Genomic DNA, 16,698 nt, shown 5'->3' with positions numbered 1-16,698 from the left:
TTATTGGCCGCTATCGATGATCGATTGCATTTCCGACTGGGCGCTCGAAAACGCGCCGTCGACATCGTCGCCGAAGATCGCGGCGTTGGTGAAGCTCGCCCACGGCCCGTTGGCGCTGTTGATCAGGTCGTTGAACTGCAGCGTATAGGGGGTCTTGGCCACACTGATCGCTTTGAGGCCGACCTGCATGCGCGGGTCGAGACCTTGCAGCACCTTGTCGGCGATATCGCCGCGTGTCGGCAGGCTGCCGTACTTTGCCATGATCTTCTGGCCGTCCTCCGAATAGACATATTCGAGGAAGCCCTTCACCGCGTCGATCTTCTTCGTGCCCTTGGTGATGACGAAATTGTCGCCGCCGGCAAAGGACGACGGCTTGCCATCGACGCCCGGAATGAGGGTCACGCCGAAATTGATATCGGGATGCTCGGTCACCAGCGTGCCGATGGCAAAGGCGCCGAGAGTCTGCTGGCCGATCTTGCCATTGGTGAAGGTCAGGAAATTGGCGCCGGTGTCGCTGGCGGCACCCGCCGGCACCAGGTCCTTCTTGATCATGTTGCGGTAGATATCGACGGCCTTACGCATCTGCGGCGTATCGAGCGTCGCCTTTTTGCTGTCGGCCGACAGGATATCGGCGCCCGCACCCCAGGTGAGCGGCGTGAAGGTGAAGATCATGCAGCCGCCGCAGCCGCCGCCGGAGAAATAGAAGCCGTAGGTATCGTCACCGAGCGCCCGGATCTTCTCGGCGTTGGCGGTGATTTCATCCCAGTTGGCCGGCGCCTTTTCCGGGTCGAGACCGGCTTTCTTGTAGAGATCCTTGTTCCAGGCAAAGACCGATGTCTCCACCGAAAGCGGCAGGCCGTAAATCTTGTCCTGATAGGTGCCGAGGCGGACATGCGACGGCGATAGCGAGTTGAAATAGGGCAGCGATTTTGCCCAGTCCGTCAGGTCCTCCAGCTGGCCGGCGGCAGCAAAGGCAGGATTATAGATCAGATCCATCGACAGCGCGTCCGGCGCCTGTCCGCCGGCAATCGCCGTCGCATATTTCTGCACCAGTTCGGAGAACGGCACCTCGGTCATCACGACCTTGTTCTCATGGCCGGAATTATAGGCTTCGACGACTTTCTTGAAGGCGTCGCCGATGCCGGATCGAACCCACATTTCGACATTTTCAGCCGCCGACGCAGCCGAAAACAGACATAGACTGGCGATGCTGGTCGCCGCCAAAAGACGCTTGATCATGACACTCCTCCCGATATGGCGCATCTCCCTGCGCCTTTGCTCATTCCCTCGAGGTCTTACCCCCGCATGACTGCCGGACGATCAGCCGGCACGGCAATTTCCGCACGCCCGGCTCGACCGGCCGTCCTTCCGCAAGCGCCAACACCGTCAATCCGGCCTGCCGCCCGAGCTCCTTCAACTCCATATCCACCGTCGTCAGCGGCGGCCGGGTCTGGGCCGCGACAATCTCCCAATTGTCGAAGCCGATCACCGAGACATCCTGCGGCACCTTGACGCCGCGCTCGCGCAGCGCATCGGCGGCACCACGGGCAATCTGGTCATTGCCGCAGAACAGTGCGTCGGGCTTTTCTCCCGGCCTCTGCCAAAGCTGCTCCACCGCCTCATGGCCCCAGCTTTCCGACCAGACGCCGTAGAGCACCGGCTCGCGGTGGCCTGCCACCGCATGGTAGGCGCCGGCCCGCTCGCGCACCGAAAAGAACTCTTCCGGCCCGGTGATATGCGCAATCCGCCGCCGCCCGACCTTGGCCAGCCATTCCACCGCCAGTCTCGCGCCCTGTTCGTCGTCCGAACGGAAGGTAACGCTGTTCTGCGTCCCCTCGGTGAAGGCGTAGACGACAGGCACATGCAAGTTCGACAGATCGACAGGCAGACGCCTGTCCAGCCGCTTTCCCGTGGCGATGATGCCATCGACCTGCTTGTCGAGCATCGCATCGACATGGATCTGGGCGAGCGCCGGATCGTCCTCGATGGCGCAGAGGAAAACCGAAACCCCATGATCGACCAGAGCGTCCGAAATACCCGCCATCACAGGCAGGGTGAAACGGCCGTAGGTGTCGTTGGTCAAGAGCCCGATAGTGAAGCTGCGTTTGCTGAGAAGCCCTCTCGCCAGCGCATTCGGCCGATAGCCGATTTCGCCGGCGATCCGCTTCACCCGCTCGCGCGTTTCCGCGCCCATCCGGCCGGTGTCATTGAGCGCCTTCGACGCCGTCGAAATGCTCACCCCGGCAGCCGAGGCCACCTCATGGATGGTGATCCTGCCTCTTTTTCCTCCCGCTATGTTCAGAGTTTCCTCCTTCTGAAGTGGCTTGAGAAAAGCTTTTACCAACTGCTGTGTCAAGTGAGAAAAGGTTTTCTCACGCAAACCGGGAGATCCGGATCAGGGAAAGACCGTGCGCGGATAAGTGCAAACGCAAAGGAGGATCCGAGCGCATCGATCGAACCGATGGTGATATATCGTGGTCTTGAGACCTAAGCAGCGCGAGTGAAATTCCAGGCGGGCGCAGGGAAGTTGCAGGGGCGCCCTTGCGGAAACAGGACGATCGCAGTCAGGACCTCCAATGGGAGGTCCTGAACTATGACGGAGCGATCATCGAAAAATCAGGCGACGTGCCTTGCCAGCGCGCAGCGCGACCAGAGCGAATGCAGCGCCTCGACCAGATGGGCGATATCGGCGTCGGAATGCAGCGGCGTCGGGGTGATGCGTAGCCGCTCGGTCTTCTTCGGCACGGTGGGATAGTTGATCGGCTGGACATAGACGCCGCAATTGTCGAGCAACAGGTCGGAGATCCACTTGCACTTGGCCGCATCGCCGACCAGCACCGGCACGATATGGCTCGGATTGGGCACATGCGGAATGCCGCGCTGATCGAGCAGCGCCCTGAGCTTGCGGACCCGGTCCTGATGGCGGGCGCGCTCGAACTGGCTGACCTTCAGGTGCTGGATCGAGGCGACCGCACCGGCGGCAAGCGCCGGCGGCAGCGCCGTGGTGAAGATGAAGCCCGAGGCAAACGAGCGGATGAAATCGCAAAGGGCTGCCGACGCGGCGATATAGCCGCCCATCACCCCGAAAGCCTTGCCGAGCGTGCCCTCGATCACCGTCAGCCGGTCCATCAGCCCCTCGCGCTCGGCTATGCCGCCGCCGCGCGGGCCGTACATGCCGACCGCATGCACTTCGTCGAGATAGGTCATCGCGCCGTATTTGTCGGCGAGGTCGCAGATTTCCTTGATCGGGGCGATATCGCCATCCATCGAATAGACGCTTTCGAAGGCAATCAGCTTCGGCGCCTTCGGATCGGCGGCCTTAAGCCTGGCTTCGAGATCGGCGACGTCATTGTGCTTCCAGATCACCTTGTCGCACTTGGCATGACGGATGCCCTCGATCATCGAGGCATGGTTCAGCGCGTCGGAGAAGATGATCAGGCCGGGAATTTTGGCGCCGAGCGTGCCGAGTGCCGCCCAGTTGGACACATAGCCCGAGGTGAAGATCAGTGCCGATTCCTTGGCGTGCAGATCGGCAAGTTCACGTTCGAGCATGACGTGATAGTGGGTGGTGCCAGAAATATTCCGGGTGCCTCCCGCACCCGCGCCACAGTGGTCGATGGCGCTTTTCATCGCCTCGATCACCTTCGGGTTCTGGCCCATGCCGAGATAATCGTTGGAGCACCAGACCGTGACTTCTTTTTCGCCATCGGCCGTATGGCGCGTCGCGCGCGGGAAATTACCGCGGTGGCGCTCGAGATCGGCAAAAACGCGGTAGCGGCCCTCGGCATGCAGCCCGTCTAGCTCGTTTTTGAAAAACGCTTCGAAATCCATCTTATGCTCCAGTATCGCGCGGCCGTTCTTGCCGACCGGACGTCCGCGCGTCAATGCTTACCCTTTGCTTTACCATCAACTGCGGCAAATGGCCCAGTTTTTTGAATGATTCCAGATAAAAAATCTGCATGTGGCGATCAATGAAATTGATCCGGCAGACCCGGCAGAGTTTGCCGATCGCCGCAAGCACGACGACGGCCGGTATCGCAAAAAAATCGGCGCGCCGGTGGACAACCCTTTCTTCCGACATAGTTTTCGGTCTAGCCTGAGAAAAATAAAAGGGACGACCTTTGCCCGTTGGGCAACAACCTCGGAGAAAAAAAGATGAAGAAAGCTGTCATACTCGCATTGGTCGGACTGTCGATCGCAAGCTGCACGCCGACCCAACAGGGCGCCGGCATCGGCGCTGCCTCAGGCGCCGTCATCGGCGGTGTAGTCACCGGTAATGTTCGTGGCGCTGCGGTCGGCGCCGCTATCGGCGGCGTATCCGGCGCGCTGATCGGCAGCGTCGCCGAACAGCCCGGCCAGTGCTACTATCGCGACCGCTACGGCCGCCGCTACATTGATAGCTGCCCGCGCTGAGAACCCCTTACAAACCGTCACATTCAGGAAATCCCGGACACACCTCCGGGATTTTTTGTACTAAATTAGAGCGCGGGCAATTTAAAATGGTACACCCCGCGCGTTTTTGTCGCTAAGCTGTTCACGGCTGGGCAACGAAGCTTCATTGTAGACGTAACCAAAAGCGGCGTATGCGGATTAGAGGGACAAGCCCGAAAACAGGTACTGCGTATCGGCGAACAGGCACCATGATGGTGGTCGCAGCGGCAGCTGCGTTCTCACCGGTCCTGATCGGCGACGCTTACGCCTTCAAGCTTTTCGGCATCACCATCTTCGGCAAGGACGAAGACGAAGGTCAACAGGTGCCCGATCCGGTGCGCTACCATGTCGACCTGAAGGCCGATACCGCCGATCCCGACCTGAAAGAAGCGCTGCAAAACAGTTCCCGTCTTGTCGGTGACCAGAAGCAGCCGGTTTCGGGCGATCTCGGCGTCGTCGTCAAGGCCCGCGACGACCGTGAGCGGCTGATCGCCACCCTGTATGAAAAAGCCCGTTATGGCGGCGTGGTGACGATCACCATCGACGGCAAGAATATCGACGACCTGCCGCCCAACCCGACATTCGACCGGTCCGCGCCGGTCCCGGTCACCGTCGACATTGCGCCCGGCCCGATCTTCAAGGTCAGGGAGGTGCAGTTCGGCGGCGATGCCGCAAACCACAATCCCGCCGATTACGATCTGGCTCCGGGCGCTCAGGCCGGCTCGCTTGCCATCATCAAGGCCGGCGACAAGATCGTCGAGCAGTTGAAGAGCGAGGGCCGGCCGTTTGCCAAGCTGACCGAACGCAAGGTCGTCGCCGATCACAACAGCGATACCGTCGATATCGTGCTTGCGGCCGAAGGTGGCCCGGTCGCCCCGATCGGCGATGTCGGCATCACCGGCGAGAAGACCGTCAAGCCAGGTTTCATCCAGCGTTATTCCCGGCTCGACAAGGGCGAAGCCTATTCCCCGGAGACGCTGAAGAAAGCCGGCGAGCGGCTTCGCGCCCTCGGCGTCTTTTCAAGCGTCACCATTCATGAAGCCGATGCGCTGGCGCCGGATGGCACCTTGCCGATGACGATCGAGGTCTCCGAAGGCAAGCGGCGCTATTTCGGCGTCGGCGCCCAATATTCGACCACCGACGGCTTCGGCGTTCAGGGCTATTGGGGCCACCGCAATCTGTTCGGCGAAGCCGAAACGCTGCGGATCGAGGGCTCGGTCTCGCGGCTTGGCGAAACCACGGATGTCGGCAACCTCGACTATTCCGCCGGTATCCTTTTCACCAAGCCCGGCGCTTTCTTCCCGGCCGCGACGCTGAAGGCCGGCATCGTTGCCAAGACCGAAAATCCGGATGCCTATAATGCAACGCTCGTCACCGCCTCGCTCGGCCTGTCTTACGAGCTGACCGACCGGGACACGATCTCGGCGAGCGGCGAGGTCAGCTGGGAACGCGACGACGACGCCTTCGGCACCAACGACTATCTGACCTTCACCCTGCCGCTGCAATATGACCGCGACGCACGCGACGACAAGTTCAACCCGACCGAGGGCTATCGCGCGACATTTTCGGCTAAGCCCGGTTACGAGATCTTCAACGCCACGCCCTATGCGGCATTCCAGGGCTCGATCTCCGGCTATCTGCCGTTCGGCGCCGAGGACGGCGTGGTGCTGGCCGGCAAGGTCGCCGCCGGTGTCCTGATCGGCGGCGGCGGCATCGAGAACATTCCCGCCACGCAGCGCTTCTTTGCCGGCGGCGGCGGCTCGGTGCGCGGATACAGCTATCAGGAAATCTCGCCCTATAACGACAATGGCGATCCGACCGGCGGCCGCTCCTATGTGACCGGTTCGCTGGAGGCCCGCATCAAGATCACCGATACGATCGGCATCGTGCCTTTCATCGATGTCGGCACGGTATCGGACAGCACCTTTCCCGGCTTTTCCGATATCCGCGCCGGCGCCGGCGCCGGGATACGATATGCGACGCCTTTCGGCCCGCTGCGGCTTGATTTTGCCATGCCGTTGAACAAGTACGAAGATGGCACAGATTATGGAATCTACGCCGGCATCGGCCAATCCTTCTAGAACAGGATGATTTTAGGCCCGGTCGGTCCAAAATCTGAATCCTGTTCTACATTAAAGAGTTAGAGCATGATGTCGTCCGAAAACCGCTCACACTTTTCGGCATCATGCTCTAGAATTGCCGATTCCGATTTGTGAGCCATCATGAAAACGGGGTAGTGTCCGCGCCGATGCAAACGCTGGCAAAAATCGTCAACTGGATCCTACGGCTCACCGCCTATGGCGTGGGCGCGTTCTTGATTCTTGCCGTCATGGCACTTGCGATCTTCGGCTTCACCGCCTTTGGCGCCCGCATCGTCACCGAAAAGATAGCCTCCACGCTTTCCAACCGGGACATGACGATTACCGTGCGTGAACCGCAAGGCCTTTTGACCGGCGGGCTTCGCGCCGCAGAGATCTCGATCTCCGACACCAGAGGCGTGTTTGCGGAAATTCATGGCATCGCGATCGACTGGAATCCGCTGGCGCTGCTGACTGGAACCTTCCATGCCAAACGTTTCGAAATCGAAACGATCGACGTGCTGCGCGAGCCGGTGCGCACCCTGCCCTCGCGGCCCGGAGCAGAAAATGCCGGCGGTTTCAGCCTCCCGATCAAGGTCGACATCGACCGCGTCGCGCTGCCCGACATCAAACTGGCCGCACCCTTTGCCGGGCGCGCTTTTGCGCTTGCTGCCGAAGGCAGTCTTTCAGCGAACGGCGATGGCGGCGAGGCGGTCGTCAATGTCAGCCGTCATGACGTCCCGGATGCGCGGCTCGCCGCCGACATCGCCTATGCGCCAGCCGAAAACCGGCTGCGGCTGAAGGCGCAGCTGTCTGAACCTAAGGGTGGGCTGCTGGCGGGCTTTCTTGGCCTGCCTGATGATCCTGCCGTCAACATCGATCTCGACGGCCAAGGACCGATATCCGACTGGAAAGGCAAATTGCAGGCGGCCCTCGACGGACAGCAGCGCGCCGCAATCGAAGGCCGGCATCAGATCAGCGCAGACGGACTGCACCATCTCGACCTCAAGGGCGGCGGCGACCTGAGCTCGCTGCTTCCCTCGGCTTTCCGGCCGCTTTTTGCCGGCCAGACCAATATCGATCTTGCCACCACCTTCGACAACCACGGCAAGATCGATATCCAGACCGGCAATATCGCCACCGGCAGCGTCGTCATCGCCGCCTCAGGCACCCTCGATCCGGCCGGCAACAACAGCCTGAACGCCAATCTGCTCGGCACGTCGGGGCCTGTCGATTTCCGCTGGCCGCTCGCCGAAGGCGAAGCGCGTTTCCTGATATCGGGCCTCAACCTGGGCCTGACCGGCGATGCGCAGGCGGCCCGGTTGAATGTCAGCGGCTCGCTCGATACCGCAACCTTGCCTCAGGCCGATATCGGCAATGTCAAGCTGACGGCAAAAAGCGACGCCTTCAATCTCGCCGCCCGTTCCGGCAGCATCCAGCTGCGCCTCGTTGCCGGCGACGCGACCTTTGCAGAGCCGAACCTCAATCGCGCCGTCCAGGGCCCGGTCACGATCGCCTCGCCTCTGCAGATAACGCCCGGCAGCATCGGCTTCAACGGCACCACCGTCGAAAGCGCCAATATCAACGGCAGCCTCAACGGCTCCTATCGGCTGACGGACCAAGTGCTGACCGGCAACGCCAAGCTCACCATCGCACCGACAGCCCTGCCGGCTGCGGTGACGGCCAGGTTCGACGGACCGATCTCGCTCGAAAGCCAGGTCGTCGGCACCATCCCGTCGAAATTCGCGTTGTCCAACCTCGTGCTCAAGTCCGGCACGCTTGAGGCCGCCGGCAGCGTGGTGCTCGACGGCTCGATGTTGAATGCCGATCTCTCCGGCCGGCTGCCTGACGTCGGCAAGCTGATCCCCGGCGCCATCGGTGGAGCGGCTTATGCGTTGAGAGTTGGCGGTGAGCTTCCCACAATCTCCGTGACGGCCAATCTCAAGGCCGCCAGCCTGCATATGGCCGACCGCACGCTCGGCAATCTCAATATCGACCTGTCGGGTGTCGCCGATCCCAAGGCGCCGCAGGGCAGGATCGCCGCCACCGGCACGATCGACGGCCAGCCGATCGGCATCAACGGCGACATCAGTTCGCAGGACGGCAGCATTATCCTTCCGGCGCTGACCGCCGATATCGGCGGCAACCGGCTGACCGGCAATGTCGAATTCTCGCCCTCCCTGGAGCCGACAGGCGCACTGACCTTCGATTTCCCCAATATCGGCCTGCTCGCCGCACTCGGCGGACAGAAGGCCGACGGCGACCTCAAGGGTTCGCTCGGCGTCACGAGCAACAGTGGCAAGATCGCGCTCAAGCTGCTGGCGACCGGCGCCTCGATCCGCCGCGATACGCTTGCTATCGTCAAGCCGGATATCGACGTCACGGTCAGCGATCTCAGCGCCCTTGCGGTAAACGGCACGGTCAAGGCCGACGAGGTGAATGCCGGGTCGAACAGGCTTGCCGGCCTTTCGCTCGGCTTTACCAAGCAGCAGAACCATACCGATTTCGATCTCAATGCCGCCTATGACGGCAATCCGGTGCTGGCGGCCGGCAATATCGAGGCGGCAGGCGGCACGATCGGCGTAAACCTCGATCGCTTCTCGGCCAGCCCGCGCAATATCCCGGTCGAACTCGCGGCACCGACACAGGTCGCAATCGTCGGCGGCACCGCCAATCTGAACGGGCTGACGCTGAAGACCGGCACCGGCTCGGTGAGCGTCACCGGTTCGGCCGGCGAGACGCTGAAGCTTGATGCCGACATCCACGAACTGCCGGCAGCGCTTGCCAACGGTTTCGTGCCGAACCTTTCGGCCGGCGGCACGATTTCCGGAACGATTGCAGTGACGGGAACGCCGGCCGCACCTGTTGCCGACTTCAAGCTCGACTGGAAGGATGCGACGACCGGCCAGACCAAGGGGGCCGGGATCGGGCCGCTCGGCATCACCGCCGGCGGAAAATTCGCCGACAACAAACTCGGTTTCGACACCGCAGTCGCGGGAGATGACGGCCTTTCGCTGAAGGCCGCCGGCAATGTCGCACTCGCCGACCCGAAGGCGCCGGTCCTGGACGTCGACGCCGATATCGTCAATCTGCCGGCCCGCATCGCCAATGGTTTCGTTCCCGATCTGGCCGCCGAAGGCACGATTACCGGAAAGGTCTCGGCCGCCGGCCTCCTCAATGCGCCGACCGCCAATTTCGATCTCGATTGGAAAGATGCTGCGACCAGCCAGTCGAAACGCGCCGGTCTTGCCGATCTCGCGATGAAGGCTTCAGGAAAATTCGCCGACAACAAACTCGACTTCGACGCGGCGATATCAGGCGCCGACAAGCTGTCGGTAAACGCAACCGGCAATCTCGCCATGACAGGCACGACGATCGGCAACGTCAAGCTCGATGCCGCGCTGGCGAATGTCCCGGCAGCGATCGCCAATAGCTTCGTCGCCGATCTCGCCGCCGAAGGCATGATCTCGGGAAAGCTCTCGGCCGCAGGTTCGCTTGCCGCCCCGACCGCCAATTTCGACCTTGATTGGAAAGGTGCTGCAACGAGCCACACCAAGCGTGCCGGCATTGCGGCCCTTGGCGTCACCGCATCCGGAAAATTCGCCGACAACAAGCTGGATTTCAACGCGGCAGCAAGCGGCGCCGACAGCCTCTCGCTCAGGGCAAACGGCAATGTCGCCATCACAGGCACGACGATCGGTAACGTCAACGTCGACGCCGCACTGGCCAATGTCCCGGCCGGCATCGCCAACGGCTTCGTCGCCGATCTTGCAGCGGAAGGCGCCATTACCGGAACGGTCTCGGCCACCGGATCCCTTTCCGCTCCGGCCGCCGATTTCGACCTCAATTGGAAAAACGCCGCGACCAGCCACACGAAACACGCCGGCCTTGCCAGCCTCGACGTGACCGCATCGGGAAAATTCGCCGAAAACAAGCTGGATTTCGATACGGCAGTTAGCGGCGATAATGGCCTGTCGCTGAAGGCCGCAGGCAATGTCGCGCTTGCCGGCACGGCGATCGACAGCCTCAAGCTCGACGCCGCGATCGCCAAGGTTCCGGCCGCTCTCGCCAACGCCTTCGTTCCGGATCTCGAAGCAGGCGGCACGATCTCAGGCACGATATCCGCCGCCGGGACTCCTGCAGCACCGAATGCCGACTTCAAGCTCGACTGGACCGATGCCGCAACCCGGCAGACGAAGAGCGCTCATCTCTCCGGCCTGGCGCTGACCGCATCGGGACACTTTGCCGACGACAAGCTCGATTTCGATGCCGATCTCGGCGGCAAGGATGGCCTCTCGCTGAAAGCCACCGGCAATGTCGCCATGTCGGGCACGTCGATCCGCAACCTCGACGTCAAGGCCGACCTTGCCAACCTGCCGGCAGCCCTTGCCAACGACTTCGTCCCCGGTCTCGCCGCTGAGGGAACGGTGTCCGGAACGGCATCCGCCTCCGGCGCGCTGCCCAAACCCGCCGTCGATTTCAGGCTCGACTGGAAGAACGCCGCAACCGCTCAGACCAGAAGCAGCGGCCTTTCCGGCCTGAGTGCCGCGGCATCCGGAAAATACGCCAATGACAGGGTCGACTTCGATGCCAACCTCGCCGGCAAAGACGGGGTGTTGGCCAAGGCGACAGGCGGTGTCACGATCGCGGGAACAGCGATCCGGGATCTTTCGATCAATGCCGATATTCCGGCGCTGCCAGCCAATATCGCCAATGCATTCGTTCCAGGTCTCGGCGCCGATGGCACGCTTTCGGCGAGCGCCGTCACGTCGGGAACGCCGGCAAATCCGATCGTTGATTTCAAGCTCGACTGGAAGGATGCCGCGACCAGCCACACCAAGGCTGCCGGCCTTTCCCGCCTGGCGCTGACGGCAACGGGAAAATACGCCGGTGACCGGCTCGATTTCGATGCCGCCCTCAACGGCAGCGGCGGCATTGCGCTTAAGGCCGCCGGCAATCTCGCCATTGCAGGCACGACGATCCAGTCGATCGACGTCACGGCCAACGCTGCCGATCTTCCGGCTGCCATTGCCAACGGCTTTGTTCCGGGCCTTGCAGCCGAGGGCGCGGTCTCGGCGACGGTCAAGGCCACCGGCGCGCTATCGGCGCCCTCAGTCGATTTCAAGGTCGACTGGAAGAACGCCGCGACGAGCCAGACAAAAGGCGCCGGCCTTTCGCCATTCACCATCGGTGCATCCGGCAAACTTGCCGGAAACAAGCTGACGGTCGACACCAGCCTTGCCGGCGACGCCGGCATGTCGCTGAAGGGTGGCGGCAGTGTTGTGATCACAGGCAATCGCGCCATCGACATGCGCTTCAACGGCAATCTTCCTTTCGCCGTGCTCGGCGCGCCGCTGGCGCAACAGGGCCTCGTCGCCGACGGCGTCGCCACCGTCAATCTGCAGGTTGGCGGAACGGCGGCCGCACCCGTCATCAACGGCACCGTCTCGACATCAGGCGCAAAGCTCGTCGACGTCCGGCGCAATCTCGCCGTCAACAATCTGGCGGCAACCGTGAGCTTCAACGGCAGCCAGGCCGTGATCTCGCGCCTCAGCGGCAACGTTGGCGGCGGCGGCACGATTTCGGCAAGCGGCACCATCGGCATCCAGCCGGCCGGTGGCTTTCCCGCCGACATTTCGATCAAACTCGACAAGGCGGTCTATGTCGACGGAACGCTCGTCGTCTCCACGGTTAACGGCACGATCGCCCTGCGCGGGCCGATGATGAATTCGACGCTGAGCGGCAAGCTTCGTCTGGACAAGACCTCGATCACCATCCCAGAAAAATTGCCGACCTCGCTCAGTGAAATCGATATCCGGCATAAGAATGCGCCGCGGGCGGTGCTTGCGCAGCTGCGCGACGACGGCGAGCGGAAACCCGGCGAAAAATCCTCGACGATCACCCTCGATCTCGAAATCGACGCGCCCTCGCATATTTTCGTGCGCGGCCGCGGCATCGATGCCGAGCTCGGCGGCGGTGTGACGATCCGCGGAACGGCGGCAGCGCCGATCGTGACCGGCGGCTTCACCATGCGCCGCGGTCGCTTGACCATTCTCAACCGCCGCCTGGATTTCACCGACAAGAGCCGGATCACCTTTGCCGGCAACTTGACGCCGGCGCTCGATATGGAAGCAACCTCCGCTTCCGGCTCGACGACGCTGACCGTCGACGTGGCTGGCCTTGCCACCGACCCCGCGATCACCTTTTCCTCCTCGCCACAGCTGCCGCAGGACGAGGTGCTGGCGCAGCTGATCTTTGGCCAGTCGATGTCAAAGCTCTCGCCGGTGCAGATCGCCCAGCTCGCCGACGCCGTCAGCCAGCTGGCTGGCAACCGCTCCAACTCGCTTTTCGAAGGCCTGCGCAACCAGCTCGGCGTCGACGATCTCGACATCAGCACCGATTCCAAGGGCCAGACCAGCGTCAGCGTCGGCCGCTATCTCAACGACCGCACCTATTTCGAATTGCAGCAGGGCGGCTCGGCCGGCGCCAAGGCGATAATCAACCTCGATGTCGGCCGCGGCGTCAAACTGCGCGGCGCTGCCGGCGGCAATGGTGCGGGAGAAGCGGGCATCGTCTACGAACGGGAATATTGAGCCGGCTTAGAAACCCGTCTTGCTCGTCTTGAGAAGGATGTTGGTCTCGGTTGAGTTGATGCCATTGATCAGCCGGATGCGGCGCAGCGTCTCGTCGAATGAGGCAAGGTCGCGATCCTCGAGTTCGGCGACGAAATCCCATTTGCCGTTGGTGCTGTGAAGCGCGCGCACTTGCGGCACCCCCCTCAACTGATCGGCCACCCTGTCGGCGAGCTTGCCGAGCACCTCGATCATGACGATGGCGCGCACCCCGGCGGACCGGGTCTCGTGACCGGTGCGGATGGTGAAGCCGACGATGGTGCCGCCGGCGACCAGCCGGTCGATCCGGGCGGCAACCGTTGCCCGCGATGCGCCGGTCATCGCCGCAAGCGAGGAGACGGAAATCCGGGCATTGTGGCGAAGTGCACTCAGAAGCTCAGTATCGAGATCATCCACGCTAATCACTTTGTCAAAAGTGGTTTATCAATATGCGCAATCATACTCCATTTCTGACATTTTTCCATCTTTTTGCCGCCAGCCGTTTAACCCACTATCGCCTCAAACAGGCCTCAACACGGAGCCCCTTAGATGAATGCCCAATCGCAATCTGTCACCCTCATCGGCGCGCCGCTGGAAGAAGGCTCCGGCCGCAGGGGCGCTGCCATGGGGCCTGCGGCCCTGCGCATTGCCGGCGTCGACCAGACATTGATCGAGCTTGGCCATGACGTCGCCGACAGCGGCGATCTCAGGATCGTGCCGGCGATGGATCTGCCGAACCATCCGAAAGCCCATAATCTTAGGATCGTCGGCGCCTTCACGCGGGCTCTCGAAAGCAGCGTCCACGACGTGGCCGCCTCCGGCCGTTTTCCGCTGATCCTCGGCGGCGACCATAGCCTTTCCATGGGCACTGTCTCCGGCATGGCCCGTTACGCCGCCAGCAAAGGCCGGCCGCTCTTCGTGCTTTGGCTCGATGCCCACACCGATTTCAATTCCCCGGCCACCTCGCCCTCCGGTAATATTCACGGCATGCCCGTCGCCTTCTTCTGCGGCGAGGCGGAGTTTGCCCAGATCCTGCCGAAGGATCGCCCGTTCGTTGACCCGAAGAATGTCTTCCAGGTCGGCATCCGTTCGGTCGATGCGCGCGAACGCGAGGAGATCCACGAACATGGCGTCAACGTTTTTGATATGCGCGCCATCGACGAGCAGGGCATCGGCGCCATCATGCGAGAGATCGTCAGTGTCGTCGCCAAGGCGAACGGCCTGCTGCATGTCAGCCTCGACCTCGATTTCCTCGACCCCGAAATCGCCCCCGGCGTCGGCACGACAGTGCCTGGCGGCGCGACCTTTCGCGAGGCGCATCTGGTGATGGAAATGCTTTCGGACAGCGGCCTCGTTTCGTCGCTCGATCTCGTTGAACTCAATCCGTTTCTCGACGATCGCGGCAAGAGCGCCCGCATTCTGGTGGAGCTGACGGCAAGCCTCTTCGGCCGCCGCATCTTCGATCGCCCGACACGCGCTGCATAAAAAGGGGAAGAACCATGAACACCTCGGAAAAACTGATCGCCACCGAACAGCGGCTCGGCGCCAACAACTACAAGCCGCTCGACGTGGTGCTGACGCGCGGTGAAGGTGTTCATGTCTGGGATACCGACGGCAATCGTTATCTCGATTGCCTCTCGGCCTACTCCGCCGTCAACCAGGGCCATTGCCATCCGAAGATCCTCGCCGCCATGGTCGAGCAGGCGGGCAGGCTGACACTCACCTCCCGCGCCTTCCGCAACGATCAGCTCGCCTATCTCTACGAAGAACTCGCGGCCCTCACCGGCTCGCACAAGATCCTGCCGATGAATTCCGGCGCCGAGGCGGTGGAAACTGCCATCAAGGCGGTTCGCAAATGGGGATACGAGGTCAAGGGCGTACCGGAAGGCAAGGCGGAGATCATCGTCTGCGCCGATAATTTCCATGGCCGGACGCTGAGCATCATCAGCTTCTCCACGGACCCCGACGCCCGCACCGGCTTCGGCCCCTACACCGCCGGTTTCCGCATCATTCCCTTCGGCGATGCCGAGGCTTTCGCCGCCGCAATCAACGGCAATACGGTGGCCGCCCTGATCGAGCCGATCCAGGGGGAAGCCGGCGTCGTCATCCCGCCGGCCGGCTATTTCACCCGCATCCGCGAGCTCTGCACGGCAAACAACGTCACCCTCATTCTCGACGAGATTCAGACCGGCCTCGGCCGCACCGGCAAGCTGCTGGCCGAGGAACACGAAGGCATCGAGGCCGATGTGACGCTGATCGGCAAGGCGCTGTCCGGCGGCTTCTATCCCGTCTCGGCCGTGCTTTCCAATTCCGAGGTTCTGGGTGTGCTCAAGCCCGGGCAGCACGGCTCGACCTTCGGCGGCAATCCGCTCGCCTGCGCGGTGGCGCGCACCGCCCTGAAGGTACTGACGGAAGAGGGCATGATCGAGAACGCCGCTGATATGGGCGACTATTTCCTCGAAGGCCTCAAGTCGATCCGTTCGAACATCGTCAGGGACGTGCGCGGCCGCGGCCTGATGATGGCCGTCGAGCTGGAACCCGAAGCCGGCGGCGCACGGCAATATTGCCATGCGCTGAAGGAGCGCGGCCTTCTCGCCAAGGATACCCACGACCATACGATCCGCCTCGCCCCGCCCTTGATCATATCAAGGGAGCAGGTGGATTGGGCGGTCTCGCAGATTGAAAAGACGATCACCTGAGCCGGATCGTCGAGTTGTTCGGCGCCGGTCACGCATTTGCAGGCGCCGGCTTCCACCCGAGGCAGAAAACCTTTGCAATCTGGTCTGCCAATTTAGATTTGGGCAACACTCTTCCGTTACTGTCGTCAATAACCGTAACGATGCTTCGCACAAAGCAAAGTCATCGCGTGGTGTGAAGGCAAAGCTGGTCCGTGCCAATGGTGGCGCGCCTGCTTCTGCCCTGGCTTACGACAGTTGGGAAGAATTCTATGGCCACGATCAATTCCACTAGCTTCAGCGGCGATACGCTCGAGATCATTGCCTTCCGCCTGCATGATCAGGAATTCTGCGTCAAGACCACGACCATCCGCGAAATCCGTGGCTGGGCGCCGTCGACGCCGATCCCGCATGCGCCGGCCGATGTCATCGGCGTCATGAACCTGCGCGGCTCGGTGATCCCGATCATCGACCTCGCTTACAAGCTCGGCATGAAGAGCACCGTTGCCAACGAGCGTAGCGCCATTGTCGTCGCCGAAGTTCACAGCATGGTCATCGGCATGCTCGTCGACCGCGTCTCGGATATTCTCACTATCTCGTCCAGCCAGGTCCAGCCGGTACCTGAGGTGACCGCGTCCTTCGACCGCGCCTATTGTGAAGGCATCATCGCTTCGGAAAACGGCATGATCTGCTTCCTGAACCTTGCCAAGATGTTCAAGGAAAACGAAACAGACGAACTGGCCGCGTGATCCGCTCAAACTATTCAACTATTGAAAACCGCCCACTTCGGGCGGTTTTTTATTGCCGCCCCGAGCAGATTGGCTGTGTCAGCGTCGCATCATATTATTAGCAATATCTTTTATACGCAATTTTAACCACGCTCCCTCAGCATGGTGATGCATA

General features: G+C 62.0%; 11 protein-coding genes. 7 read left to right on the top strand and 4 right to left on the bottom strand.

What is annotated here, in order from left to right; genetic code table 11:
* From HJB82_RS13275 to hemA, 3 genes are all read right to left on the bottom strand, one after another.
* On the bottom strand, nucleotides 1-1,239 hold the full coding sequence (locus tag HJB82_RS13275) for a sugar ABC transporter substrate-binding protein (RefSeq protein WP_207582045.1): 1,239 nt from the start codon (nucleotides 1,237-1,239) through the stop codon (nucleotides 1-3).
* Nucleotides 1,240-1,279: 40 nt separating this feature from the next.
* The gene (locus HJB82_RS13270; protein WP_207584390.1) at nucleotides 1,280-2,257 is read right to left on the bottom strand and encodes a LacI family DNA-binding transcriptional regulator; all 978 of its coding nucleotides are present in this window, start codon (nucleotides 2,255-2,257) and stop codon (nucleotides 1,280-1,282) included.
* A 359-nt stretch (nucleotides 2,258-2,616) separates the two neighbouring features.
* On the bottom strand, nucleotides 2,617-3,831 hold the full coding sequence (hemA, locus tag HJB82_RS13265) for a 5-aminolevulinate synthase (RefSeq protein ID WP_207584391.1): 1,215 nt from the start codon (nucleotides 3,829-3,831) through the stop codon (nucleotides 2,617-2,619).
* A 130-nt stretch (nucleotides 3,832-3,961) separates the two neighbouring features.
* Between hemA and HJB82_RS13260 the strand changes: the two genes are divergently transcribed.
* From HJB82_RS13260 to HJB82_RS13245, 4 genes are all read left to right on the top strand, one after another.
* On the top strand, nucleotides 3,962-4,159 hold the full coding sequence (locus tag HJB82_RS13260) for a hypothetical protein (protein WP_221131686.1): 198 nt from the start codon (nucleotides 3,962-3,964) through the stop codon (nucleotides 4,157-4,159).
* The gene (locus tag HJB82_RS13255) at nucleotides 4,156-4,413 is read left to right on the top strand and encodes a YMGG-like glycine zipper-containing protein (RefSeq protein WP_007632613.1); all 258 of its coding nucleotides are present in this window, start codon (nucleotides 4,156-4,158) and stop codon (nucleotides 4,411-4,413) included. Before HJB82_RS13260 ends, HJB82_RS13255 begins: the two co-directional genes overlap by 4 nt.
* A 170-nt stretch (nucleotides 4,414-4,583) precedes the next feature.
* Nucleotides 4,584-6,512 (top strand): autotransporter assembly complex family protein, encoded by a 1,929-nt coding sequence (locus HJB82_RS13250; RefSeq protein ID WP_221140185.1) that lies wholly within the window; start codon nucleotides 4,584-4,586, stop codon nucleotides 6,510-6,512.
* Nucleotides 6,513-6,679: 167 nt separating this feature from the next.
* Nucleotides 6,680-13,102, top strand: a complete 6,423-nt coding sequence (locus tag HJB82_RS13245) for a translocation/assembly module TamB domain-containing protein (protein WP_221140219.1) — start codon at nucleotides 6,680-6,682, stop codon at nucleotides 13,100-13,102.
* 6 nt (nucleotides 13,103-13,108) lie between these two features.
* Here the strand turns inward: HJB82_RS13245 and HJB82_RS13240 are convergent, their stop codons facing one another.
* Nucleotides 13,109-13,546, bottom strand: a complete 438-nt coding sequence (locus HJB82_RS13240) for an Lrp/AsnC family transcriptional regulator (RefSeq protein WP_207582048.1) — start codon at nucleotides 13,544-13,546, stop codon at nucleotides 13,109-13,111.
* Between the two features lie 123 nt (nucleotides 13,547-13,669).
* Between HJB82_RS13240 and rocF the strand changes: the two genes are divergently transcribed.
* The 3 genes from rocF to HJB82_RS13225 all read left to right on the top strand — a co-directional run bounded on the left by rocF (nucleotide 13,670) and on the right by HJB82_RS13225 (nucleotide 16,544).
* Nucleotides 13,670-14,605, top strand: coding sequence for an arginase (gene rocF / locus HJB82_RS13235; RefSeq protein WP_221140183.1), 936 nt, complete (start codon nucleotides 13,670-13,672; stop codon nucleotides 14,603-14,605).
* Between the two features lie 14 nt (nucleotides 14,606-14,619).
* Nucleotides 14,620-15,819, top strand: coding sequence for an ornithine--oxo-acid transaminase (gene rocD, locus HJB82_RS13230; RefSeq protein ID WP_207582050.1), 1,200 nt, complete (start codon nucleotides 14,620-14,622; stop codon nucleotides 15,817-15,819).
* 248 nt (nucleotides 15,820-16,067) lie between these two features.
* A complete protein-coding gene (locus HJB82_RS13225) occupies nucleotides 16,068-16,544 on the top strand; it encodes a chemotaxis protein CheW (protein WP_007632607.1) in 477 nt (158 codons plus the stop codon).
* Nucleotides 16,545-16,698 lie beyond the last annotated feature (154 nt).

The sequence above is a fragment of the Rhizobium sp. NZLR10 genome (genome assembly GCF_019685125.1).
Lineage (GTDB): Bacteria > Pseudomonadota > Alphaproteobacteria > Rhizobiales > Rhizobiaceae > Rhizobium.
The sequence above is the reverse complement of the archived record's forward strand: the minus strand, read 5'-3'. Positions and strand labels throughout refer to the sequence as shown.